Raw genomic sequence first — 24994 nt, forward strand, 5'->3', positions numbered from 1 at the left:
GGGGAAGGGCATCACCCCCTGCGGACCTGGAATCGTTCGACGTTCCAGCCGGCATGGGAATCGGTGGGGATTCTCTCGGGAGTGAGGCCGGAGATTTTTCCGGGACCCTCGATGCTCCACCTCACGCGCCGCCCATCGGCGGTGACGGCGTGTTCGTAGGCGGCGATGGCGAGCAGGTCCAGCATCTCATCCATGTCGGCGGCGGTGAAATCCGACGTCATCAACACACTGGATTTCTCCGGCAGAAGCCGGGCGACGAGCCGGGCCGCGCGCTGGGGCGTGAGGGCGAGACGCTGGCGTTCGCGAAGAGCGGCGAGGGTCTCCTCCGCGGTTTCTTCCGCACGGTCCGATTCGTTCCCGAAGGTGAGGTCCGCCGGGGACTTCACGCGGCGGGTGCGGGCGAGCGATTCGTTGCCGAAGAAAAATTTCACTTCAGGCACAAGCGGGACGAAGTCCGGCTCCGTTTCGCGCAGGGAGGCGAGGCGCATGCCTTCGTGCGCCGCATTGATGGCATCGCAGTACGCCTTGACGATCTCCGGACGCCTGCCGCGAAGCTCGGTCTGGTAGCGGTAGCGTTGTTGGGAGAGTTGGTTGAACGACGCCATGCGCGCGTCGATGGCATCGGCGACGTGGCGGATCGCGGCGAGGCGGTGTTCGAGGTCACGCAGGGCTTTTTCCGCACGATGGTAGGCTTCGTTCTCATCCCAGTGGTAGTGGGCCGCGAGCCCTTGGGCGAGGCGCTCCTTCACCAGCGGATCATCGCGGCGGTCGGCGATCCGCGAGCGCAGGACCTGGAGACGGGGCAGCAGCCCGTTCCTACGGAGTGCGTCGTAGCAAACCATGTGCTGGCCCGCGCTGAATTCCGAGTAAAGGAGGCGCAGCGTTTCGGCGGGAGAGTCGCTGAGCCGCTGGCGGCGGTCGAAAAGCGAGATGAGCTTCTCCACGCCATGAAGCTGGATGATGGCGCTTTCGAGGCGGGTGTTGCAATCGGTGACAGTGCTGCGGAGTTCGTCGGGTTCCTGAAGCCGGGGATCGAGGATATTCGGACGTTCGAGTGTTTCACAAACTCCCCGTACGGTGTCCGCGAAGGTTTTCAACTCGGCGATCTCGTCTTCCGCGAGTTCTCGCAGGAGCCTGAGCAGCGGACGGAGTCCGGGCGAGACAAGCGCCCAGCGTTCGTGGAGGCCGAGCTGCTGGTCTTCAATCCAGCTCGAATCGCAGAGTCGGTTGAAAATTTGTCCTGCGCGTTGGCGGGCGTCGCGGAGCGAGGCTCCTTCGTCGTCGTCCAGAACGATGTCCGGATGCGCCGCAAGGATCTCGCGGATGAGAGCGATGGCCTCGGCATGTGGAATGCGCCCGGCCTCGCCCGCGACATCGGCCAGCCGCTCCGCGCAATCGATATAGATCGCCGCGGACGGGCGGGTGAGCGGGCGGAAAAAATCCCGCGAGACGGATGCGAGGAGTTTTTCACTGAGATTCGGCGGAGGCATGCGGCGGACCAGAGAGTAGCCGTCGGCGGGCGGGCAGACCAAGCCAGAATTCGACCGCTTTTGCTCCAAACGGAGGATGTTGGAAATCAGGGGAATCTGCCATGGTTTCCGATATGTTCAGGACGCCGATGCCGCTGATTCCATTGCTCGCAGCCCTTCCGGCATATGCCGTGGAGCCGATGAAATTTGATTTCGGCGGGAGAGGGACAACCGCCGGGTTCACAGCGGTCACGGAGGCGGATGTTTATACTCCTGAAAAGGGTTATGGTTTCGATCCCGGCTTCGCTCCCAGGTCGGAAGACCGTGGTGGAGATCCTGTCAAAGGAGATTTCGTGACGGGCGACGGCGGATTCTATTTTTCCGTCGCTTTGCCGCCGGGGAATTATGACGTGACCGTGTTGTTGGGAGACCTTGCCGGAAAATCCGGCACGACGGTGAAGGCCGAATCCCGGCGGCTCATGCTGGAAAATGTCGTGACCGGGGACGGCCAACAGGTGAGCCGGAAATTCACGGTGAACATCCGCCAGCCGGATTATCCGGGAGGCCGTGTCGGATTGAAGGATCGCGAAAAGGGTTACCTGCACTGGGATGAAAAGCTCACCCTCGAATTCAACGGCCCTCGTCCGTGTGTGGCGGCTTTGGACATCACGCCCGCTCCGTCGGCGACCACTGTTTATCTGCTGGGCGATTCCACGGTAACGGACCAGCCGTTCGAGCCGTGGAATTCGTGGGGACAGATGTTCCCGCGTTTTTTCAAGGCGGGCGTCGCCATTTCCAACAACGCGGAATCCGGCGAATCACTCGGCAGCTCGCTCTCCGCCAGGCGCGTGGCGAAGGTCGTGGCGGAAATGAGGAAAGGGGATTACGTGTTCATCCAGTTCGGACACAATGATATGAAACGGAAGGAGGCCGACGCATTGCAGGTCTTCGAGGTCGGCTTGTCCAAACTGGTGAAGGAGCTCCAGACGAAGGGCGCGATTCCTGTGCTGGTGACCTCGATGGAGCGCAAGGCCGGAGTAAACAAGGATACGTTGGCGGGCTATCCGGACGCGGTGAAGCGGGTGGCGGAAAATGAAAAAGCGACGTTGATCGACCTCCACGCGATGAGCCGCGAGTTATATGTGGGTTTGGGGGAGAATCTGGACGCCGCTTTTCAAGACGGCACCCACCACAATAATTTCGGCAGTTATGAAATCGCGAGGTGTGTGGTCGAAGGAGTCAGGAAATCCAAGCTGCCGCTCGCGGCGATGCTGGCGGACGACGTGAAACCCTTCGATCCATCCAAGCCGGACTCCGCCGCCGATTTCAAATACCCCGCCAGTCCGGTAAAGAACATGACGAAGCCGGATGGGAATTGATTTCCAATTCCAGAACCCCGGCTCCGCCTGACGTGAGATTTGCGGCTGAAATCCCGCCATTCGATCAATTCTCGGCCAGCCATGCGTCGATGCCGCCATCGACGTTTTTCACGTTGGTGAAACCGTTCTCCAACAGCAGTTCCACGGCCCTGGCGGAACGGCGGCCGGATTTGCAGTGGATGAGGATTTCCTGATCCTTCGGCAGGCTGTCCAACTGGCCTGGCAATGTCTGCAATGGGATGAGACGCGAGCCTTCGATGTGGGCGGTCGCGTATTCGTCCGGTTCGCGGACATCGAGGAGGATGCCTTGGAAATTGTTGTTGAGAAGGGTGCGGAGTTCGAGGGTGGTGATGGATTCCATGTGTTCTGAGGTAAAGTCGCAGGAGGCGGATGCGGTGGTTTCGGCATTGCTGACACCGGTGATTTCCGGTGAATCACCGCACAGGCGGCATTGCGGATCCCGGTTCAGCTTGATGCTGCGGAAAGTGCTGGCAAGCGAGTCGTAGCAGGTGAGTTTTCCCAATGGGACCGTGCCGATGCCGAGGATGATCTTGAGCGCTTCCATCGCCTGGATGGAGCCGATGATGCCCGGCAGCACGCCCAGCACTCCTGCTTCCTGACAAGACGGCACGCTTCCCGCGGGCGGCATGTTTGGCAGCAGGCAGCGGTAGCAGGGGCCGCCGAGGTGTGGGGCGAAGACTCCGGCCTGTCCTTCGAAGCGGTGGATCGCTCCGTAGACCAGCGGTTTTTTCTGAAAAAAGGCGGTGTCGTTGGTGAGGAAACGGGTGGGGAAATTGTCAGATCCATCCACGATGATGTCATAGCCGGCGGCGATCTCCATCGCGTTTTCCGGCGTGAAACGGATGGGGTGGACTTCGATTTCCACCAACGGATTCACCTCGCGCAGGCGGGCCACGGCGCTTTCGTGCTTCGGCTTCCCCACCCAGGACTCTCCGTGGAGGATCTGCCGCTGGAGGTTGGAAGCATCCACCACATCCGCATCGACGAGGCCGAGGCGTCCGACTCCCGCGGCTGCCAGATAGAGTGCGGAGGGCGAGCCGAGCGCGCCGGTGCCGATCAGCAGGACCGAAGCGTTTTTCAGTTTCATCTGTCCGGCCTCGCCGACGGCGGGGATGAGGATGTGGCGTGAGTAGCGGAGCCGTTCCGCCGATGAAAGTCCGTCTGACATGGCGGCGGAATGTGGCAAGGGAATGGCTCCCGGTCAAAGGCGGAAAACCATTTTGCGGGACATGAAATTGTGATACAATCCCGGTATGTCTGAAACCCTATCATCCTTTCAACTGACCCCTGGCGCCGCCGCGCCGGATTTCTCGTTGCCCGATGCTGGTGGCAGGTCCGTCTCGCGGGCCGAGGTGGCGGGCGAGCGGGGATTGCTGGTGGTTTTCGCCTGCAACCATTGTCCCTTCGTGGTTCATCTGGCAGATTCCCTGGGGGGATTCGCCGGGGAAATCGCCGCGCTCGGAGTGAACACGGTGGCCATCAATTCAAACGACCTGGAGCGCTACCCGCAGGACGGGCCCGAGCAGATGAAAGTGTTCGCCGCCGAGCGAGGTTGGAATTTTCCCTATCTGTTGGACGAGTCACAGGAGGTCGCCCATGCCCACGGAGCGGTTTGCACCCCGGACTTTTTCCTGTTCGGGAATGACGGCAAGCTGTTCTACGCAGGCCAATATGACGACTCACGCCCCCGCAGCGGACAGGTACCTCACGGCGGAGATCTCCGGGAAGCGGTGAGACGAATGCTCGGGGGGGAGGAGCCGTTGGCCCGTCCGTATCCCAGCAGCGGCTGTAACATCAAGTGGAAGCCGGGGAACGAGCCGAAGAGCTAGAAAGGTTACAGATTTTGGTTTATCAGATCGGTGCCGCCAAGGCTGACATCACCGCGTTCCGGAAGGGCGTGGGAATGATGGGCTATGGAATGTTCCATCAATATGTGGAGGGTGTGGAAACGCCGCTCTCCGCCCGTGCGGTGGTGATAAAGGCGGGTGACCGCAAACTGGCGTTGGTAAATGCCGAGATCTGGTCGATCACGCTGGCGGTCAGATCCGCCGTGATGGAGAGGATCGCCCATCTCGGCTTCGATGAGGAGTCGGTCATGCTTACCGCACAGCACACCCACAGCGGACCGGGCGGGTATTCTCACTACGCATTGTATAACATGTCGGTTCCCGGCTTTGTCCCGGAGGTGTTTGAGGGCATTGTGAAGGGGATCGTGGATGCGATCGCGCAAGCGGACGGGCAGGCGCACCCGGGAACGATACGGCATGCGCGGGGAGAATTTCCGCCTGACGTGGAGGTCGCCTTCAACCGGTCATTGGAGGCCTACAACAGGAATGTCGAGGTGGTGGAATCGGGAGGCGGGAATGAGAACATGGCGATCGACCGCAGCATGTTGCTTTTCCGGTTCGATGCGCTGGATGGCGCGCCGCTCGCGACATGGAATTTTTTCGGGGTGCACACCACGAGTCTCAGCAATGACAACCACCGCATCAGCCCGGACAACAAGGGTTATGCGGCGGAGCTGATGGAGAGGGGCGGCGGTATTGCTGTTTTCGCCCAACGCAAGGCGGGGGACGTCACACCGAACCATGTTTTCGATCATAAGAAGAAATGGACGCGTGGGAAATACGAGGATGACTTCGAAAGCGCGCGGGACAACGGCAGGATGCAATACGAACAGGCGGTTGAATTGTTCGCCAACGCGGCTGGAAAGGAAGCGATGCGCGTGGAAATCGACCCGATGTTGTCCTGGATGGATTTCAGCCGGGCGGCCGTTCATCCCGCCTTTTCGCATGGTGAGAAAAATGCGGGAACGGGGCTGGCCTGTCACGGGGTGGCGTTCGCCCGGGGCACCCGGGAGGGGCCGGGAATGCCGATGTTCCTCGCTGGCATCGCCACGGCGCTCAGCCGGGGCCTGAAGGCATGGGAACTGTTTTCCAGTCGATGGAGATCCGCGGAGGCGGGGGAAAAGATCCGGCTGAAATATGAGGCGCAGGGAGCGAAGTCCATCTTGTTCGAGGCGGGAGAGAGACGCATCCTGGGTATCAGAAACATATCGCTGCTGCCATTGCCCGGCGCGGCGGATGGTGCTCTGGCCGCGTTCAAGAAGTTTTACAAAAACGGCAGTCTCGCGGACAAGCCATGGATCCCCCAGGTGCTGCCATTGCAGTTGGTCATCTTTGGCGACCACGCATTCGCAGGAGTTCCGGGAGAGGTGACAACCATCGCCGGACAGCGTATCGAGAAAACCTTGTTGGATATCTTGTCCGCCAGAGGTGTGACGGAGGTGGTGGTGGCGAGCTATTGCAATGGTTACTGCGGGTATATCTCCACCTTTGAGGAATACGGAGAGCAGGCCTATGAAGGCGGGCACACGGTCTTCGGAAAACACACGTTGGGCGCGGTGTTGACGCGGTTCAGCCAAATGGCTCTGGAAATGCTGAAGCCTGCGGGCATGCGCTCGGAATCGAGTGATGGCGTCGCGCCGGAATTCAGCGACGAAGAGCTGGCATCAAGATCATTTGACGCGAAGGTCCGTGGAGGGTGAGGGGATCTATTGGTTGGACGGAACGTTCTCCATGCGCGTGTGCTGCCAGACGCGTCCGTTTTCCCACCGGACCTTGTAGCCGGGAAAGTCAGGCAGCTCTTCCGCTGCGTCGGTGCTGATCCACTGCGCCCCGCTGTCCACGGCTTTCTTGAAACGGCTGGCATCCTTCGTTCTGGGTTCCTTCAGTTCCGCATCGGCCCGCGTGCGCACCATGAATCCCGCCGCCACGAGTTTTCGGATCTCTTCGAAACCACCGACAGGATCATTCCGCTTCATCCACGCGGCGGCGGGATGTTCCGGAGGAACACTGACCAGCAGAAGGCGGCCTTGAAGGTCCTTGTTCGGACTGAGCGCCAGATAGCGGTCGCGGATGGCTCCTTCGTTATCCAGGCAGAAAATCAATTTCCCCGCGGCCTCGGACAACTTCGGCCAGCCCCGGGTGGTGATGGCTTCACGCAGGGTGGGAGTGTCTCCCCTGAGCCGGTCCGGCGTGAGGATCATCTTCTCCGGCACCTCCGCGAGGATCTCTTCTTCAAGGGCCTTGAGCTGCGCATCATCGAAGGGATGCGGACGGATTCTGGGAGAAAAGGATTGCTCCTTGAGTTCCAGCAGCACCATCAGCGGCTCGTGTTTCGGATTGGCCGAGGACCATGTGACCATCTCCCGGAGCGCCTTGCGCAAGGTGGGAACGGTCGTGCGGAAATCGAAGTCCGGGCTGTGCAGGATTTTCAATCCCGGTTCCTTCCATGCGGGATCGGGATTCTTCTCCCCCTCGGAAACCAGTCTCGCGCCGAGGGGATCCGAGTAAAGCCCGCCCTTGGGGTCCGCGAAAAGGTCGAGTTCGATCTGGCGGACCCCGAGCTTTCCGAACTGCTCCTGAAGGGGGCGCTGCGTGACGTTGATGGCGTCACCCTCACCCTTGGCGAAACTTTCGATCAGCTTGTGAACTTTCGGAGAGGGCGCGATATGATAGGAATTGTGTGTGCCGATGAACTGGATCCGGTTCATCGGCGGATCTTCCTCCGCGTGCGCCACGGCGGTGATGGCGAAAAGAGCGGCAGTGGCGAACCAGGTTTTTTTCATGATCTGGACGGAGGATCGCGGATCAGGGTTCCAATGCAAGACCGCGTGTCCGCATTGCGTAATCCGCGGGAAGGTGTTGTCATTCCAGGGATATGAGAAAAGTGGACAGACTGTTGGATGAGTATGGTGAGAGCCATCGGAATCCCCTCAATGAAACCATCCATTGGGTGTGCGTGCCTGCGATTTTTTTCAGCATCATCGGCGTCATCGCCTGCGTTCCGGCAGGGCCGATGGCGGGGCTCGAGCCATGGCTCGGAAATCAGGCGAACTGGGCCTTTCCTGTCCTGCTGGTGCTCGGGATCTATTACGTGATCCTCTCACCCCGTCTGGCGGTCGGGATGGTTTTGTTCTCCGCCGCCTGCCTCGTGGGCGCGGGCCTCCTCGCCAGCCGCCTGCCGGTGCCGTTGTGGGGAGTCTGCCTCGGGATTTTCGCGGTGGCATGGGTGTTCCAATTCCTCGGCCACCGGGTGGAGGGGAAAAAGCCATCCTTCCTCAAGGACGTGCAGTTTCTCCTGATCGGTCCCGCCTGGTTGCTCCATCATCTTTATAAAAAGATCGGACTCCGGTATTGAAATTGACCCCCGTTGACATGGCGGCGATGTTCCCGCCGTGCGTTCGATTTTGATTACCGGGGGAAATGGCGGGCTCGGCCTCGCGATTGCCCGCTGTTTTCTCGCCCAGGATTCCGAAACCCGTGTGTGGTTGGGAGTCCGGTCCAACCGTGCCCGGGCGGAAGAACTGGCCGCGGAGTTTTCCGGGCGCTGCCTGCCGGTCGATCTGGAGGTGACCAGCGCCGAAGCCTGGCAATCCGCGGTTGGGAAGATTTTGGAAACCGACGGCCGCGTGGACGTGCTGGTGAACAATGCGGGGATGCACCGCGACCACCTGCTGGCAACGATGCCGGACGAAGCCTGGCACTCCGTGATCTCCGCGAATCTGGATGCCGTTTTCCTCGGCTGTCGCGCGGTGATCCCGACCATGATGCGGCAGCGCTTCGGGCGCATTGTCAACATCTCCTCGCTCAGCGCCGTGCTTCCTCCCCTCGGGCAGACGAACTACGCCGCCGCGAAGGCGGGTGTGGTCGCGCTCAGCCAGACACTGGCCAAGGAAACCGCGCGCTCCGGCATCACCGTGAACTCCGTCCTGCCCGGCTACATCGATACGGAAGCCCTCGGTGGCATGGACGCGGAAGCGCGGAAAAACGCCCAGCGCGGCATTCCCATGCGGCGCTTCGGCAGGCCGGAGGAAGTCGCCGCGGCGGTGTGTTTCCTGGCGGGAAAAGACGCCGGTTACATTACCGGAGCCGCGTTGAAAATCGACGGAGGAATCTTTTAATCAAAACAACATGCAAGGCGCAGAATTACGACAGAAGATCAAGGAAGTGATGGTCGAGGAACTCATGCTCGAACAGGACCCCGCGGACATCGGCGATACGGTCCCCATCTTCGGCGGTGGCGGATTGGGGCTGGATTCGGTGGACGCGCTGCAGCTCGTCGTGGGCCTGGAGAAGCACTTCGGTCTGAAAATCGGCAATTCGGACGCCGCGAAAGGCATCTTGGAAAACGTCGAAACCATTGCTCTGGAGATCGAGAAATCCGCGTAACGGACCGGATTTTTCATGTGGAAATGAAGGCGTTTTTGATTTTCCTCTTCAAGCTGGCGTTGACCGGTTTGTGCCTGTGGTGGGCCTTTTCCCAAATCAACATCGACGGCTCCATTTTCACGAAGCCGGGTGCGGTCGACTACCGCTGGCTCGCCGGAGGCGCCGCTCTCGCGGGCCTCTCGCTCACCCTGCATGCCACGAGATGGTGGTTTTTCCTTCGGGGGCAGTCCCTGCCTGTCAGTCTGGGGAGGGCTGTGGAACTGACGATGATCGACAGTCTGTTCAGCCTCGCATCCGTCAGCGGTATCGGCGGGGATGCCGCGCGCATCATCCTGCTGATGCGGGATCACCCGGGAAAAAAGCTCATCATCGCCACCGCCGTGATGGCGGATCATCTCGCGGGCCTCGTTTCCATCGCGCTGCTGTTCTTCATCATCTCGGTGACCCGGTTCGAGGCACTGGCGGACCAGAGCGTGCTGGGCCGGGGCGTGATTCATTTTTCGTGGTTCTACATGGGAGGCGGACTGGCGCTGGTGCTGCTGACCTTCATCTGCGCCTCGCCACCGGTGCACCGGCGCATTCATGAGAATGACCGGTTCGGACGCTGGCCGGTGCTCAAGCAATTCCCGGAGCTTTACGACGTGTATCGGAAAAACTGGCGCTACGCCGTCTGCGGCCTCGCGGTTTCATTCCTCATGCTCGGTGCCTATTTCTCGTCCTACTACTGCGGCATGCGCGCCGTGGGCGGGAAGGCGGAATACGGCGCGGTGATGTCCGCGATGCCGGTCATCGATTCGGTCAGCGGCATGCCCATCTCCGTCGCAGGAGTGGGGGTGAGGGAGAAATTGTTCGAGGTGCTGATGAATGATCTCGCCGGTGTGCCAGCGGAGACGGCCATCGCGGCCTCGCTCGCCGGTTTCGCATGCAACGTGTTATGGGCTCTGCTGGGCGCGTTGTTTTTCCTGAAAAAACGGGACCGCATCAGCGCGGCGGATCTGGAGGATGGCAAGGTGGATTGATTTGCCGCGGAAACTCCGAACTTGCCTCCTCGTGTTTCATCCGGCATCCTGCAAGGTGAATTCAACCCTGATCCCACGTTATGAAAGAACTGCTGGACGCATGGAAACAGGTGGATCGCAACAAGGTCGCGGCCTTGCTCAGCGTGATCCCCGGACTTGGACATCTCTATAAACACCACTACATGGCGGGCGCCGGCATCCTGACCGCCGGTAATGCGATCATGGTCTTCGTCGCGTTATGGCTGGGTATCGCGACCCTCGGCCTGGCGTTGATCGTCGTTCCGGCGGTGTGGTTCGCCATGATCGCCTGTTCGGCCTATTTCGCCACGGACGAACATGGAAACCACCCCTGGCTCCACGTTTGGGAATACCGTGGTGCGGGACTGAAGATGTTTTCACGAAAAGCGTGACGGCTCCGGCGCCGGTCAGCCACCGACCGCGCGCATGTCCACCTGCAGCCTGCGGTTGGGCAGCTGGCAGTCGATTTCCAGAACCTGCCTTCCACGGCGGATGATGAGCCGGGTGTGGGGATCGAGGATGGGACGCATGAGCATGTCATATTGGAGCATGGTTTCCACCCGTTTGCCGTCCACCGCCACCACGATGTCGCCGGAGCGGACTCCCACGCTCCGGGTGACCACGCTGTCTTTGTCCAGGCGGCATCCTTTGGGGGATTTCACGTCCTCGAAATCGGCTGTCGTCACGTCTTGCAGGCCATTGGGAAATACCTCCCGCAGGGCGGACTCATCCCCGTCCCCATGCCAAGCGGCGAAAAGACCGTAGCGGTGGTCATCATAGCGCTCCGCGATGTCTTCAGCGATTTTTTTCGCCCGCTTCGCATCCTTGTCCCTGATGGCGAGCACGAACGCGGATTCCAGCCCCTCATGGGAAAACACCTGCTCGTTATGGTCCGCGATCTCGCGGGCCCTGGCGTCGTTTCCACTAGATTTGTAGTAATGGATCAACCAACGGGTTTTGTTGGAAACCCCCACCCGGTCCGGGGATTTTTCATAGGCGGTTTCATAAGCGTCATGTGCCTCCTCAGGCTGCCCGGCGATGACCAGCGCGTCTCCGAGATCCAGTCCCGCGTCCGGATCGAACGACATGAAGGTCCGCAGGGTCTCGATCCTCTCGTCGGCGGTGAGCCTCGGTCCCTCGAGAATCTGGTTGAGCGGACGCTTGCTGTATTCGCGGACCTCGCCCCATGCCGCCTTAACGCTTTCGATATTGTTTCCCGTGTTTTCCGCAAGTTCGTAACACAGCTCCCTGTTCCACGGGTCGATCTTGTGGAGCGCCTTGATCTGTTTCACCCAGTCACCACCCTGGATGCCTGTGAAACGGATGCGGTGGATCGGGTCATGCGCGGTACCCGGTGGGGAAACCTCGCGAAACCACGGCTCCTGATTCGGCATCGCGGTGCCTGGCCGGACATTCAGGTTGGGAAACCGGTAGTCGAACCACAGACCCATGGGAATCCGCTCCGGATGCTTCCGCGCATAATCGGAAACCTTGCGCATGTCGTCCTGGAAATCCTTCTCCCGGGTCGCGACGAGGGGTTCGATGAGTTCCACATCCGGCAGCTTCCGGCAGTAGGGAAGCACTTCCTTTTCCCACGCGACCGCAGCTTCATGAGATCCCCACTGGCGCAGGGCGAAGCGGCTCACGTTGGCACACACCATATGGAAGTGGCGGCGGAAATAACCCGCCCAGTCCGCATCCGAGATGACACGTGGCCCGCCGTCCTTGCCCACGAGTCCCCATGCACCGTCCTTTGCGAGAAATGCGGCGATCTTGTCCGGCGTCGGTTCCTTCCCCAGGTTGAAAACCTCTCCCGCTTCAAAAAACTCCATGGTCACGCCCGAGCGCATCGCCAGGTGGCCGTCGTCCACGCTTCGATCCTGCTGCGAAAGCAGCCGCGACCATTCCGGGGTGGCCTGCAGATCCTCGCGCTCCGTGACGAAGGCCATCAGCTCCGGATTGCCACGATGCGTTTTCAACGCCCTCGCATGGACGATGGCTTCGGCCAGACTGGGTTCCGCGAGGTCCTGCATCCGGCGCCAGTCTCCCGTGACGTGCAGGTCCACGACTCGCTTCCATCTGCCGGAGTCTCCCTCGGTGGGAATGCTTTTCATCTTCTCCCGAGCCTTGACGGGACGACCCGCGTGACAGTCGTACAATACCTCCGCCCACCTGCCGGCATCCGAGGGCGGCTTCCCCTCACGCAGCTTCTCCGCGAATGCCAGATGCGCGGTCATGCGGCACAGGAGGGGACGCAGATCGTTGAATTGCTGGGCGTTATGACGGAGTCCGAACACCCCCAGTAGAAACGCCGCCTCCTCGTGCACCCGCGCGGCGGCGGGGGTGGTTTTGATGCGTTCGGAAATCTCCTTGTTGGCCTTCTGCAAAACCTTGGCGGTGGGGGTGAGCAGGTCGTGCAGCAGGTCGGGAGCGTTGTCGGAAGCTGCCTGCTGGGTGATCTTCCATTCTTCCAGCAATGGCCGGTAGCTGGCGATATCCCAGCAGGACGGAGACATCTTCAGGCCGGCCTTCCCCACCTGGTATTCATGTCCGCTTTTCGCCGTGGGGACGGTTTTTTCCGTGTCGCCCGCACCACACAATTTCGCCATTCCCTGAAGGTCCCGGACCGTGCCCTCCACCATCCAATGTTCCTCACATGTCCATTGGCGTTGCGCTTTTCCCCCATCGGTCTCCGAGATCTCCGCGCCGGCCCCGGATTCCTCGACCTTCTTCTCACAACCCGGCAGCAGGGGAAGTCCGAGCAGCCCGGCAAAAATGAAAACACGATGTGTCATGCTGTTTTGTTATCCCACCTGATTGCCTTGGCCAGTTGGATTTTCCGGGACCGCAGGATTTGTGGAAATGAAACTTGGTGGCCGGGAGGAGCGGGATTATGCATGGTGCACAACCCATGACCTCGCAAGCCACACACAAGCATCTCTTTTATGGTGAAATGGCAAAGCTGCTCGAGGCCGGATTCGATATCCGGAAGGCTGCGGCGGTCCTGATGGATACGAAGCTGCCTCCGGCCCAGGTGGCGCTGCTTGAGGACCTGCACTCGGGTTTGGAAGCGGGGCAGTCCATCACCGCCGCCTTTGGCAAAAACACCCGGAACATCACCAGCCTGGAGCGCGACATCATCGGCGCGGGCGAGCGCGGTGGAAAACTGGCTCCCGCATTCCAGCATCTCGCGAACTACTTCGGGATGGTCGCATCCACCCGCAATGCGGCGGTGAAGGGCATGATCTACCCGCTGGTCGTGCTGCACATGGGCGTCGTCATCTCCGTCATTCCCGGGGCGTTGATGGGGCGGCAGGGCGCTGGCGACATTCTCGCCAGCCTGGTGGTCATGCTGGCCGGCATGTATGCGGTGGGGTTCGTGATCTTTCTGGCAGCGCGCGCGCTTTTGAAAATGGCGCCGACCCATTCCGGAGTCGATGCCCTGCTGAACCGCCTGCCGTGGATCGGCAAGGCGCGGCGGAACATGGCGATGGCGAGGTTTTGCAAAGTCTACCATTCATGCATCCTCGCCGGGATTTCCATGAACGAAACCGTCTCGCTGGCTTCGGACGCGTCACAAAGCGCGGTGATCCGCCAAGCGGGCGAAAAGCTGGAAGCAGCCGCGAAGTCAGGTGAGGCGCTGGGCCCCCGGTTCATGGCGGACGCCGCCTTCCCGGTGGCATTCTCCCGCTCGTATTCCACCGGCGAGGAGGCGGGTACGCTGGACAAGGATCTGGGAAATTGGGCGCGGTTGTTTCAGGACGAGGCTGAAGCCGCCGCGAAAACCGCATCCGTGATGGTGCCGAAGGTGCTTTATTTCTTCATCCTGCTGTTCGTCGCATGGAAGATCGTCTCATTTTTCAGCGGTTACTACACCTCCCTCGATAATATCGGGAATTGAGGCATTGCCGACATTCGGCTCAAAAAAGAAACGCCCGATCCTTGTAAAAGGACCGGGCGTTTTTGAAAACTTGGGAAGAACTACGGCTTACCAACGGTTGCCACCGCCGCCGCCTTTGTAGCCGCCACCACCACCGCCGCCGCCGCCGCCGCCGCCTTTATAGCCGCCGCCACCGCCGCCGCCTTTATAGCCACCACCGCCGCCGCCTTTGTAGCCGCCGCCACCACCGCCGCCGTAGCCACCACCACCGCCTGGGCGGGATTCCTTGGGCTCGGATGCGTTCACGCGAAGCGCGCGACCGTTATAGTCGTAGTCGTTGAGGGCCTCGATGGCCGCGTTCAACTGCGATTGATCACCCAGCGTCACGAAGGCGAAGCCCTTGGACTGACCGGTCTCACGGTCGGTGATGATTTTGACCCTTTCGACAGGTCCAAAAGCGGCGAAGAGGCCGGAGACGTCTCCTTCAGTAGCAGTGTAGGGCAGGTTGCCCACGTAAATATCCATTTGATTCGATTCTATTGACGCCATGATGATGCAGCACTTCGTCGGATCATGGCGTCACAGATCAAATAAAGAGAGACTGGACAAACTTCCGCCGTTCAATCGAAGTGTCAATAGGCTGCTTGAAGGTAGAAAAGCAACTTTTCTTTTTTATTTATATTTCAAGAGCTTGCAGGTGAAGAAGCGCTGTTCCGCCAAGACTTGCATGATGGGACTTGGAAAATGATGGGAAGGCGGGTGTGCTGGGCGGGTGGAAACGATCCGGATCCGTGGCGCGCGGCAGCATAATCTGAAAAACATCGACGTGGATATTCCACGGGGGAAACTCGTGGTGATCACGGGGCCGAGCGGATCGGGGAAATCATCGCTGGCGTTCCATACGCTGTATGCGGAGGGGCAGCGGCGGTATGTGGAATCCCTGTCGGTGTATGCCAGGCAGTTCCTGGACCAGTTGGAAAAACCGGATGTGGATGTGATCGAGGGACTGAGCCCGGCGATCGCGATCGAGCAGCGGGGCGGCGGACTGAATCCGCGATCCACGGTGGCAACGGCGACGGAGATCTATGACTACCTCCGGGTGCTGTGGGCGGCGGCGGGAGTGCCCCATGATCCGGTGACGGGTGAACGGCTGGAACGGATGAGTCCGGCGGACATAGTGAAGGTGCTGGCGGAGATGGAGGAGGGAACGAAGGTCGTTTTGCTGGCTGCCCTGCCGAAGGAGGAGCTGGGAGAGCCTGCCCGTCTGCTGGGCGATCTCCAGCGGCAGGGATACATCCGTGTGAGGGTGGATGGAGAGGTGATGGAAATCGAGGACGCTGCGGCGGGATGGCCGGAAAGTCCGGTGGCGGTGGAAATCGTGGTGGATCGCTTCGTGATCCGGTCCGGGGTGGAATCCCGCCTCGCGGATTCGGTGGAAACGGCGTTGCGGCTGTGCGGTGCGGAGGCGAGGGCGTCGGTGCAGGAACCGGGAGGGGATGTCTGGCGGGATGTGGTTTTCCAAACGAGCTACCGGAATCCGAGGACCGGATTCATGGTGGATGAGATTTCTCCGAAACATTTTTCCTTCAACTCCCATCTCGGCGCGTGCGAAGCCTGCGAAGGATTGGGGACCGAGTTGTATTGTGATCCGAAGCTGTTGCCCGAGGGCGGGGATGCGGATCTGACCTTCAAGCGGTACCGCGAGGCGAAGTCCGAAATCACACGGCGGAAGCTGGCGAAATTCATGGCTCACCGGGCCTGTGGCGTGTGTGAGGGGAAGAGGCTCAAGCCGGAATGGCTGGCGGTAAAGGTGGGGGGAGGGTCCTCCTTGGTGGGGGCAAACCCGAAACTGGAAACTCCCACGCCATCGGAGTGGCTCGGCATTCAGGATTTCTGCGGGCTCAGCGTGGCGGATGCGATGCGATGGCTGGAGGGATTCGTGGTGGACCCGGCGATGGCGGAAGTATGCGGGCGGCTCGCGAGCGACGTCCGGATCCGGCTGGCGTTCCTTGAAGAAGTGGGTCTGGGTTATCTGACGCTGGAGCGGACGAGCGGGACCTTGTCGGGCGGTGAGGCGCAGCGGATCCGGCTGGCGACGCAACTGGGTGCCGGACTTTCCGGCGTGATTTATGTGTTGGACGAGCCGAGCATCGGCCTGCATGCGGCGGATACCGCCCGGTTGATCGGCGCGCTTACGCGATTGCGGGACCTGGGGAATACCGTGGTGGTGGTGGAGCACGACGAGGAAATCATCCGTGCGGCGGATTGGTTGATCGACATCGGACCGGGAGCCGGTGCGGCGGGCGGAACCTTGCTGGCAGCGGGAGTGCCGGTGGAAATCGCCTCACCGACGGGGGAATGGCTGAGGGGAGGCGGGATTGGTTTCAAGGGCTCGGCTCCTGGCGAGGAGAAGAGAGGAGAACTGGTGATCCGGGGCGCGCGGGAACATAACCTTAAAAATCTCGATGTGCGGATCCCGCTCGGGCGGCTGGTCTGTCTGACGGGGCCGAGCGGCAGCGGAAAATCCACGCTCGCGGACGACATCCTGCGCCGGGCTCTGGCCCGTCACTTCAATGGTTCGGGCGAGGCTCCGGGCCTGCATGACGGGATCGAGGGTCTGGAGTTGATCGAGAAATGCGTGGTGGCGGACCAGTCTCCCATCGGGCGCAGCCCGAGGTCGAATCCGGCGACATTCACGGGGGTGTTCGATCTGGTCCGGGATCTTTTCACGAAGCTTAATCTGTCCAAGCAACGGGGCTATGGCCCGAGCCGTTTCAGTTTCAACGCCGCGGGCGGGCGCTGCGAACGATGCCAGGGAAACGGTCGGTTGAAAATCGAGATGCACTTTCTCCCCGACGCGTGGGTGCCCTGCCCTGCGTGCTCCGGAAGGCGCTTCAACCGCGAAACACTGGAAGTAACCTACAAGGGCAAATCCATCGCCGAAGTGCTGGAGCTGTCGGTAGCGGAAGCCCGGACGTTTTTCCGGCCGATTCCGAAAATCCATCACATTTTGGAAATCCTTGAAGACCTCGGTCTGGGCTATTTGAAACTCGGCCAGCCGGCGAACACGCTTTCAGGTGGTGAGGCGCAACGGCTGAAACTCGCGGTGGAGCTCGCCAGACCACAGGCCCCGCACACGCTTTACCTTTTCGACGAGCCAACCACCGGACTGCATTTCGGTGATGTGGAAAAACTGCTCGCCGCTTTTTTCAAACTGCGCGATGCCGGACACAGCGTGCTGGTGGTGGAGCACCATCTGGACGTGATCGCCGCCGCGGACTGGCTTGTCGAACTCGGGCCGGGTGGGGGAGTCAATGGCGGAACCCTGGTGGATCAGGGGCCTCCGGAGAAGATCCGCAAGAACAAGAAATCTCCGACGGGTCGCGCCCTGGCGGCGAACAAGGTGCGCTGATTTCCCGTCGCGGATTTTCCATTTTTCAGAGGCCGATAAAATTTATTACAAATGTAGTGGACGGATCCACTACATTTGTAATATGGATATCGATCATGAGCATGCCAAGTATTCCTGAATCCGAGTGGACCGTCATGGAAGTCCTGTGGGACACGTCGCCACAAACCGCGTCCGAAGTCGCGAAGACGCTGAATCAGAGCAAGGGTTGGGCGGAAAATACCGTTCGGACCTTGCTGACCCGGTTGGTGGAAAAGGGTGTCCTGGAGATTGTGGAAAAGGCCGGCTCTCCCCGGCTTTTCGCTCCTGCGGTCAAACGCGAGGCACTCGTCAAAGCGGAGAGTGAGACATTTCTGGAGCGCATTTTCCAAGGGGCTGCCAAGCCGTTGCTCGTTCATTTTGCCAGTAATGCCCGGCTCACGCCGGATGAGGTCCGGGAGCTGAAGTCGCTCCTGGATCAATCGATCGAAAAAAACAAACCCTGAAACCCACCGTTATGAACTCATTAGAATCGTTGTCAGAATGGTTGTTCGCCGCGTCTTTGCGGGCATCCGTGCTCGCTGTCGTCATACTCGGCGTCCAAGCCGTCTCACGCCGCTGGCTGCCCGCGCAGTGGAGATATGCCTTGTGGCTGCCGATGTTGTTGGTCCTCGTGTTTCCGGTTCTGCCGTCCGCGCCATTCGGATTGTTTCCAAGGAAAATGGAGGAACCCGGTGCGGTGATCATCCAAAGTCCTGACATTCCGGAAATGGCCACGCCCGTAGCGATGGAGAAATCGCAATCGGTTGCAGGGCACCCCAATTCCGTTGCGGATCTTCTTCCCGTCGCATGGCTCGTCGGGGCGTGTGTCGTGTTCGGTGCCGGGTTCGCCGGCTATCACCGGAGCATGCGGCGCATCGTGAAAACGTCCGTAGCCCCGAACGGGTCGTTGCTGGATGAAATCCACATCGCGGCCTTGGAGGCGGGGATCGGCCGATTGCCGCGGGTGCTGGTTTCTCCGAAAGTGGAAAGCCCGGCGGTTACAGGAATGTTCCGCCCTTCGCTGCTGCTGCCCGCAGGATTTCCAAAGGGATTCAACGATGAGGAAACCCGGCTCATCCTGCTTCACGAATTCACCCACCTGAAGCGGCGGGATCTGGTCGTCAATGGTTTGGCCTGTCTTTTGCAGGCGTTGCATTGGTTCAATCCCATCCTGTGGTTCGCTTTTGCCCGGCTGAGGGTTGACCGGGAGGCCGCTTGCGATGCGAGCGTGCTTTCCCTCGGCACAACGGATCGCCGTGCCGCCTACGGCGGGGCTTTGCTGAAGCTGGAGGGCGGATTCCCGTCTTGCGGGCTCAGTCTGGGATTCGTCGGGATTTTCGAGCGCACCACCGGGATGAAATCGAGGATCCGGGAAATTTCCAGCCACCGCCCTGCGGGATTGGCGGGGAGGATGACGGGTTTGAGCCTGATCACGCTGCTGGTGATGTTCGGCGCGACGAAAGCCGAAGAACCCGCGCCGCAGGAAGCTGTGGGAAAAGCACCGGAGCCGGTGCCCACCGGGCATGAGGTCATTATGAAGAAGCTGACCACCATCGTGATCCCCCAGGTGAATGCGGAAGATATGTCGTTGGAGGAAATCGTCGGTTTCCTGGCATCGAGAGTCAAACAACTGGATACCGTCGAAAAGGATCCTGAGAAAAAAGGCATCAATTTCACCATTCGGAAAAACAAGGGGGAGGATGTCGTCCAGGCAGGACACATCACCATGAAGAAAAAGAATGTCCTGCTGATCGATGTGTTGAAGGAGACGGCGGATCAGTCGGGCATGCGGTTCAGAGTGGACGACTCCGGCGTGACGTTTCTCAAGGCGGGGCAGGAGATGGATGACTTCGTGAAAGTCGCCCCTCCGCCACCTGCGCCTCAGGGAAAAGCGGGGGACTTCGCGATGAAGCTCATCATCCCACGATTCGAGGTCGAGCAGGTGACATTGCGCGCCGCCGTGGATCTGCTGAACCAACAAGCCCGCGAGCTGACCAAAGAAGGGTCTGTTTTTCCCATCGTTCTCGATCCCTCGGTTGATCCGGATGCCCGCACCGTGGAAATCCGGACCCGGAACGCGCCGCTTTACATCAATCTGCGATATCTGGCTGATCAGCTGAAATACACGGTCACCACGGATGATAAGGAGCTCCGGATTTCCCGTCCGTAAAGCGAGTGCATCGGGGGAGGGCTGTCGCATTGGCCAAATGGTTCGTGCGGCGGTTCTCCCCTCTTTTATCCCCGATGTCGGTGGTTTCTCCTTCCGTCTCAGAGGCTCGCACCGGCTCGCTCTTTCATTTTCGCCGGGGATCCCTCCAAGGCCGGTGCGGGTCGGGTATCTTGGGGGGAAATTCGCGGCTTTTTTTAATTTTCTGTGGACAGATCGGGCTGTGGCCATTAATCACGCCGCCTCCCGACGAGGCATCCGCCTCCGAAGAACCTATGGCAGTGTAGCTCAGCGGTAGAGCAGAGGACTCATAAGCCTTTGGTCGGCGGTTCAAATCCGCCCCCTGCCACCAGGTTTTTCTTTTTAGGACCAGCAAGTCATGTAGGATTTCTTGCGGAATGAGTCTCCCGGATTCCGGGACTTTAACCGCTTGCCGGTCACTTTTCGACGCACTGGCATCGGGAACATGAAACCGTGTCGCGTTCACCGACGCGCTTTGATCGGATCCAGGCTCCGATCAACCCAAAGGCCGGTCGCGAAACCCTTCAATTCAGTTTCCGTCCGTTGGCCGGACTTCCAAGCCGACAGGTGCCACGGCGAAGGTGGTGGAATTACAGAAACAGAAGGGTGTCGGGAGGCGAAGTCCCAATAAGGGACAGGTGCACCCTTTTCCGGCCTTTCGAAGGTTCTTGCTCTTTTGTTGGGGGTGGCTATGAATGATTTGTTCGTGAACAAGTTCGTCCTTGAAATCTGTTAGATCGGGCTTGTCTGCCGATCCTTCCGCCATCCATTTGGAGTAACAACTATTGGAAATGATTTACGACATTACCAACGCTTCGTCGCGGGATGCCGTCCAGGCAATGGATTCGCACGGAATGCCAGATTCTTTCCCACCCCTTTGACGATCCCGAATCGAACCGGAGAAATGGACTGGACCGTAAAATCTCAGGGAAGACTCGCGAATTTTCATGCGATGGGAATGGGGGCGGTTGTGCTTGGACTATCGTGGAAGAATGTCGTTTCGTTCTGCCTGTTTATGGCGGGATTCCATTTCGCCTACCACTACGGCATGTCGTTCAGCCAGACATGCGGTTCGCCGTTTTGGTTTCCTGATTCGGTGTTGTTGTGCGCCCTCCTGATGAGTTCGCCGCGCAATTGGTGGATATTCATTTTCGCCGCGCTTCCGATCCGGTTGTATGTCGCCGCTCCTTTGGGACTTCCCGTTTGGTTTCAGCTGACGGTCTTCGTTATCGATTCGGCGAAAGGGATCGTCGGGGCTCTCGCGTTGCGTCATTTTGTGAAAAACCCGCTGCGTTTCACGTGCGTGAGGGACTACGCCACATACGCGCTTCTGGTGGTTCTGCTTATTCCCGCCTTGGCCGCATTCGCGGGGGCGGGCGCGCGCGTCATGCTCGGGCGGGACTTCTGGACGTCTTGGGAACAATGGTTCATGGGGAACGTGCTCACCCATCTGGTGGTGACCCCGGCCCTGTTGTGCTGGGTGTTGGTGGCTCCGAAGAGACTGCGGATGCCATCCGGGCGACATTTCGCGGAAGCGGTGTTTCTCGGGATCGCATTGATTCTCACCGGGTATCTCGCGTTCCGAACGGAATCGGTCCGGATCGGACTGGCCGAGACGAGGTTTTATGCGCCGGTACCGTTCCTGTTCTGGGCGGCGATCCGGTTCGGAATGGCGGGGGCATCGGGATCGGTGGCCATCATCGCGGTTCTCGCGGTGGAGGCCGCGCTGAAAGGACATGGTCCGTTTTCCGGTTTGTCGCCGTCCGGGACTTCCCTGGCGCTGCAGCATTTCCTGCTGCTCAGGGCGGCTCCGCTTTATGTGGTCGCCATCTTGATCGAGCAAAAGAAAGTGGCGGAAATGGAGGCCCAGGAGCAACGGTGCGCGCTTGCCCATGCGGCCCGGGTCTCCACCATGGGACAACTCGCCTCCGCGCTTGCCCACGAGATCAACCAACCATTGGGGGCCATCCTGCGGAACGCGGAAGCGGGAGAACTGATCCTCGCGCAAAAATCGCCGGATCTGGAGGAAGTCCGCGCGATCCTGCTGGACATCCGGCAGGACGACCAGCGGGCGGGATCGGTGATCGAGCGCATGCGATCGCTGCTCAAAAGGCGTGATCTCGAATTCGAGCCGGTTTCGATCAAGGCTGTGCTGGACCAGGTGATGGATTTCATCCGTGCGGAAATGCGTTCCCGACGGGTGACCGTCGACATGGAAATCGCTCCGGGCCTGCCGATGGTGCGGGGGGACAAGGTGCATCTCCAGCAGGTTCTTCTCAATCTTCTGGTGAACGGCGCGGACGCCATGTCCGGATGGCCGCTCCAGCAACGCAGGCTGCGGGTGGATGTGGAGCAGACCGACGGGCGTACGGTGGAGATCAGCGTGCGGGATTTCGGTCATGGAATCGCGGAAGAGAAAATTCCACGGGTCTTCGAACCGTTTTTCACCACGAAGTCGAATGGAATGGGGATGGGCCTGGCAATCTCCAAAACCATTGTGGAGGCGCACGGGGGCGGGATCCGTGCCGGGAATCATCCGGAGGGCGGCGCCGTCTTCCGTTTCACCTTGAAGACCGTCGGGGAAGGGGGGACGGCGTGAGCGACCGGCAGGGCAGGACGGTCTATGTGGTGGATGACGACACGTCATTCTTGTTGAGCCTCACCCGGATGCTGAGGGCGTCCGGTTTCTCGGTGAAGGCGTATGCTTCGGCCACGGAGTTTCTGACCGGCCATCCGGAAGATGCCCGGGGCTGTGTGATCGCGGATCTGCATATGCCGGAAATGAGCGGGATCGAGCTTCAGGAGCAACTGGTGAAAACGTGCAATCCGCTGCCGGTGGTTTTCCTCACGGGCGAAGGAGACCTGCCGAGCAGCGTGACCGCGATGCGTCAGGGCGCGGAGGATTTCCTGGCGAAGCTGGCACCAAGCGCGGATCTGTTGGCGGCGCTGGACCGCGCGCTCGCCCGCGACGAACGGGAGAGGAAACAGCGGTCGCACAAGAACGAACTGGGTGCTCGTTTCCGGAAGCTCACGCCGCGTGACCATGAGGTGCTTCTTCATGTTCTCCAGGGTCGGCTGAACAAGGAGATCGCCGCCGATCTAGGCATCGACGAGAGATCCGTGAAGCGGCACCGCACCAGCATCATGGCGAAGCTGGAGATCCGGTCCGTGGTGGAACTGGCGCGGCTGGCACAGGAGGTCGGGATCTCCGTTCTGCCATCCCCCCGTCCCTAAAGGGACGGTTGCGGAAGCCTGACGATCTCCTCCAACCTGTCATGCGTGGGTTCCGGGACAAACGGGTTTTCTAACATCTACGTGGCGGTCATCGATGACGATGACAGTCTCTGCCGTTCCTTGGGACGGCTGCTGCGCGCGGTGGGGATCCAGCCGGTCACCTATTCCTCCGCTGAGGCGTTTCTCGCGGATGAGAAGCAACCACGCTTCGATTGCCTGTTGCTGGACATCGAGCTGGGTGGCATGTCCGGCATCGAGCTCAACGAGAGGCTCGTCGCATCCGGCTCCACCGCCCCGGTGATTTTCAACACCGCACACGATGAACCCGGGATCCGCACCAGCGCGATGCGGACGGGCTGCTCCGCTTTTCTGAAAAAAACCGACTCCGGGCAAACCATCATGGACGCCATCACCCGTGCCATCGGGGCAGGACCCGTGGAAGGCGGCCGATGAACGACATCCATCTTCTCCATCCTGAAAAAAAGAAACTCCACCGACAACAATATGAAACCGATACCAAAACCCTGGCGATACCTGCTCGCCGCCGCACTGGCCATCACGGCGGTCAACGCCCAAGACAAGAAGCCCAACATCCTCGTCATCTGGGGGGATGACATCGGCACCTGGAACATCAGTTACAACAGCCGCGGCATGATGGGATATCAGACACCCAATATCGACCGCATCGCCAAGGAAGGTGTGGCCTTCACCGACTACTACGCGCAACAGAGTTGCACCGCAGGACGTGCGGCATTCATCAGCGGTTCCGCGCCGGTCCGTTCGGGCATGACCAAGGTTGGCATGCCGGGCGCGAAAGAAGGCTGGCAGAAAACCGATGTGACCATGGCCACGATCCTGAAATCCCAAGGCTACGCGACGGGGCAGTTCGGCAAGAACCATCAGGGAGACCGTGACGAACACCTGCCCACCGTGCACGGCTTCGATGAATTCCTCGGCAGTCTCTACCATCTCAATGCCGAGGAGGAGCCGGAGAACCGCGACTATCCGAAGGATATGAAGCTGCCCAGCGGCAAAACCTTCCTGGAGCAGTATGGCCCCCGCGGCGTCATCCATTCCTTTGCCGACGGCAAAATCGAAAACTCCGGTCCGCTGACCAAGAAGCGGATGGAAACCATCGACGATGAAACCCTGGCCGCCGCGAAAGACTTCATCACCCGCCAGAACAAGGCGGGCAAGCCGTGGTTCTGCTGGTGGAACGCCACCCACATGCACTTCCGCACCCACGTGCAGCCCGGCCAACTCGGCATCTCCGGCCAGGACGAGTATAGCGACGGCATGGTCAGCCACGATCTCAACGTGGGCGAGTTGCTCAAGTTGCTTGATGAACTCGGCGTCGCGGACAACACCATCGTCCAGTATTCCACCGACAATGGTCCGCATTACAACACCTGGCCCGATGCCGGCACAACCCCCTTTCATGGAGAGAAAAACTCCAATTGGGAAGGTGCCTTCCGTGTGCCTTGCTTTATCAAATGGCCTGGCCATTTCCCGGCCGGTGTGACCCTCAATGGCATTGTGTCCCACGAGGACTGGCTGCCGACCTTCGCCGCCATCGCCGGTGCGCCGGACATCAAGGAGAAGCTGCTCAAAGGCGGCGTGGAACTCAACGGACGTACCTACAAAAACCACATCGACGGTTATGATCTCACCGACTACCTCAGCGGCAAGGTCAAGGATTCGCCGCGCAAGGAGTTCATCTATCTCAACGACGCCGCTGAAGTGGTTGCGATCCGCGTAGGCGACTGGAAGGCCACCTATATGGAGAACCGGGCGCACCAGTTGCAAGTGTGGCGCGAACCTTTTGTCCATCTTCGTGCCCCCCATCTCACCAACCTGCGCCGCGATCCCTTCGAGAGAGCCGCTGAGAATTCCAACACCTACAACGACTGGTATCTTGACCGTGCGTTCGTCCTTATTCCCCTGCAGACGGTCGCCAGCAAGTTCCTCCTGACTCTGAAGGATTTTCCGCCCAGCCAGAAGCCCGGCGATTGGAGTCTCGATTCCTTGGAGAAGCAGATCAAAGGCATGGTTCCGGATACCAACTGATCGCCATTCCGCACAGGGTGCCTGCCGCATGGCCGGCACCCTGTGTTTCCCATCAT

Annotated in this window: 21 protein-coding genes and 1 tRNA gene; 17 read left to right on the plus strand and 5 right to left on the minus strand. The window is 60.1% G+C overall.

Annotated elements, in window-relative coordinates; genetic code table 11:
- Positions 1 to 11: 11 nt before the first annotated feature.
- On the minus strand, positions 12 to 1532 hold the full coding sequence (locus JIN84_RS11120) for a Wadjet anti-phage system protein JetA family protein (protein ID WP_200351120.1): 1521 nt from the start codon (positions 1530 to 1532) through the stop codon (positions 12 to 14).
- An 86-nt stretch (positions 1533 to 1618) separates the two neighbouring features.
- On the opposite strand from JIN84_RS11120, the gene JIN84_RS11125 reads away from it, so the two are divergent.
- Positions 1619 to 2848, plus strand: a complete 1230-nt coding sequence (locus tag JIN84_RS11125; RefSeq protein WP_234043432.1) for a GDSL-type esterase/lipase family protein — start codon at positions 1619 to 1621, stop codon at positions 2846 to 2848.
- Positions 2849 to 2912: 64 nt separating this feature from the next.
- Here JIN84_RS11125 and moeB read toward each other — a convergent pair whose 3' ends face one another.
- On the minus strand, positions 2913 to 4037 hold the full coding sequence (gene moeB / locus JIN84_RS11130; protein WP_200351122.1) for a molybdopterin-synthase adenylyltransferase MoeB: 1125 nt from the start codon (positions 4035 to 4037) through the stop codon (positions 2913 to 2915).
- Positions 4038 to 4122: 85 nt separating this feature from the next.
- Between moeB and JIN84_RS11135 the strand changes: the two genes are divergently transcribed.
- Complete coding sequence (locus JIN84_RS11135; protein WP_200351123.1) at positions 4123 to 4698, plus strand: thioredoxin family protein; 576 nt, start codon at positions 4123 to 4125, stop codon at positions 4696 to 4698.
- A 14-nt stretch (positions 4699 to 4712) separates the two neighbouring features.
- Positions 4713 to 6416, plus strand: coding sequence for a neutral/alkaline non-lysosomal ceramidase N-terminal domain-containing protein (locus tag JIN84_RS11140; RefSeq protein WP_200351124.1), 1704 nt, complete (start codon positions 4713 to 4715; stop codon positions 6414 to 6416).
- Positions 6417 to 6422: 6 nt separating this feature from the next.
- On the opposite strand, the gene JIN84_RS11145 is transcribed toward JIN84_RS11140, so the two are convergent.
- A complete protein-coding gene (locus tag JIN84_RS11145) occupies positions 6423 to 7499 on the minus strand; it encodes a Ca2+-dependent phosphoinositide-specific phospholipase C (protein ID WP_200351125.1) in 1077 nt (358 codons plus the stop codon).
- A gap of 92 nt (positions 7500 to 7591) precedes the next feature.
- Here JIN84_RS11145 and JIN84_RS11150 point away from each other — a divergent pair, with 92 nt between their 5' ends.
- The 5 genes from JIN84_RS11150 (at position 7592) to JIN84_RS11170 (ending at position 10531) form a co-directional block, all read left to right on the plus strand.
- Positions 7592 to 8071: an Mpo1 family 2-hydroxy fatty acid dioxygenase gene (locus JIN84_RS11150; RefSeq protein ID WP_200351126.1), complete on the plus strand. Its 480-nt coding sequence runs from the start codon at positions 7592 to 7594 to the stop codon at positions 8069 to 8071.
- 37 nt (positions 8072 to 8108) lie between these two features.
- Complete coding sequence (locus JIN84_RS11155; RefSeq protein ID WP_200351127.1) at positions 8109 to 8834, plus strand: SDR family oxidoreductase; 726 nt, start codon at positions 8109 to 8111, stop codon at positions 8832 to 8834.
- Positions 8835 to 8844: 10 nt separating this feature from the next.
- Positions 8845 to 9102, plus strand: coding sequence for an acyl carrier protein (locus tag JIN84_RS11160; RefSeq protein WP_200351128.1), 258 nt, complete (start codon positions 8845 to 8847; stop codon positions 9100 to 9102).
- 23 nt (positions 9103 to 9125) lie between these two features.
- Positions 9126 to 10121 (plus strand): lysylphosphatidylglycerol synthase transmembrane domain-containing protein, encoded by a 996-nt coding sequence (locus JIN84_RS11165; protein WP_200351129.1) that lies wholly within the window; start codon positions 9126 to 9128, stop codon positions 10119 to 10121.
- A gap of 80 nt (positions 10122 to 10201) precedes the next feature.
- Positions 10202 to 10531, plus strand: coding sequence for a hypothetical protein (locus JIN84_RS11170; RefSeq protein ID WP_200351130.1), 330 nt, complete (start codon positions 10202 to 10204; stop codon positions 10529 to 10531).
- A 15-nt stretch (positions 10532 to 10546) separates the two neighbouring features.
- On the opposite strand, the gene JIN84_RS11175 is transcribed toward JIN84_RS11170, so the two are convergent.
- The gene (locus tag JIN84_RS11175) at positions 10547 to 12934 is read right to left on the minus strand and encodes a hypothetical protein (protein WP_200351131.1); all 2388 of its coding nucleotides are present in this window, start codon (positions 12932 to 12934) and stop codon (positions 10547 to 10549) included.
- 158 nt (positions 12935 to 13092) lie between these two features.
- Between JIN84_RS11175 and JIN84_RS11180 the strand changes: the two genes are divergently transcribed.
- Positions 13093 to 14040 (plus strand): type II secretion system F family protein, encoded by a 948-nt coding sequence (locus JIN84_RS11180; RefSeq protein WP_200351132.1) that lies wholly within the window; start codon positions 13093 to 13095, stop codon positions 14038 to 14040.
- Positions 14041 to 14127: 87 nt separating this feature from the next.
- Here JIN84_RS11180 and JIN84_RS11185 read toward each other — a convergent pair whose 3' ends face one another.
- Positions 14128 to 14568 (minus strand): RNA recognition motif domain-containing protein, encoded by a 441-nt coding sequence (locus JIN84_RS11185; protein WP_234043433.1) that lies wholly within the window; start codon positions 14566 to 14568, stop codon positions 14128 to 14130.
- A 223-nt stretch (positions 14569 to 14791) separates the two neighbouring features.
- Between JIN84_RS11185 and JIN84_RS11190 the strand changes: the two genes are divergently transcribed.
- From JIN84_RS11190 to JIN84_RS11225, 8 genes are all read left to right on the plus strand, one after another.
- Positions 14792 to 17431 (plus strand): excinuclease ABC subunit UvrA, encoded by a 2640-nt coding sequence (locus tag JIN84_RS11190; protein WP_200351133.1) that lies wholly within the window; start codon positions 14792 to 14794, stop codon positions 17429 to 17431.
- Positions 17432 to 17526: 95 nt separating this feature from the next.
- Complete coding sequence (locus tag JIN84_RS11195) at positions 17527 to 17913, plus strand: BlaI/MecI/CopY family transcriptional regulator (protein WP_234043434.1); 387 nt, start codon at positions 17527 to 17529, stop codon at positions 17911 to 17913.
- Positions 17914 to 17924: 11 nt separating this feature from the next.
- Positions 17925 to 19619 (plus strand): M56 family metallopeptidase, encoded by a 1695-nt coding sequence (locus tag JIN84_RS11200; RefSeq protein WP_200351135.1) that lies wholly within the window; start codon positions 17925 to 17927, stop codon positions 19617 to 19619.
- 274 nt (positions 19620 to 19893) lie between these two features.
- Positions 19894 to 19968, plus strand: a tRNA-Met gene (locus JIN84_RS11205).
- Positions 19969 to 20652: 684 nt separating this feature from the next.
- Positions 20653 to 22236: an ATP-binding protein gene (locus JIN84_RS11210; RefSeq protein WP_200351136.1), complete on the plus strand. Its 1584-nt coding sequence runs from the start codon at positions 20653 to 20655 to the stop codon at positions 22234 to 22236.
- Entirely contained in the window at positions 22233 to 22871 is a 639-nt protein-coding gene (locus JIN84_RS23395) for a response regulator transcription factor (RefSeq protein WP_325099585.1), read from the plus strand. The genes JIN84_RS11210 and JIN84_RS23395 overlap by 4 nt, the downstream gene beginning before the upstream one ends.
- An 81-nt stretch (positions 22872 to 22952) precedes the next feature.
- The gene (locus JIN84_RS11220) at positions 22953 to 23324 is read left to right on the plus strand and encodes a response regulator (RefSeq protein ID WP_200351137.1); all 372 of its coding nucleotides are present in this window, start codon (positions 22953 to 22955) and stop codon (positions 23322 to 23324) included.
- A gap of 51 nt (positions 23325 to 23375) precedes the next feature.
- Positions 23376 to 24938, plus strand: coding sequence for an arylsulfatase (locus tag JIN84_RS11225; RefSeq protein WP_234043435.1), 1563 nt, complete (start codon positions 23376 to 23378; stop codon positions 24936 to 24938).
- The last annotated feature ends 56 nt before the right edge of the window (positions 24939 to 24994 follow it).

The sequence above is a fragment of the Luteolibacter yonseiensis genome (assembly GCF_016595465.1).
GTDB classification, from domain to species: domain Bacteria; phylum Verrucomicrobiota; class Verrucomicrobiia; order Verrucomicrobiales; family Akkermansiaceae; genus Luteolibacter; species Luteolibacter yonseiensis.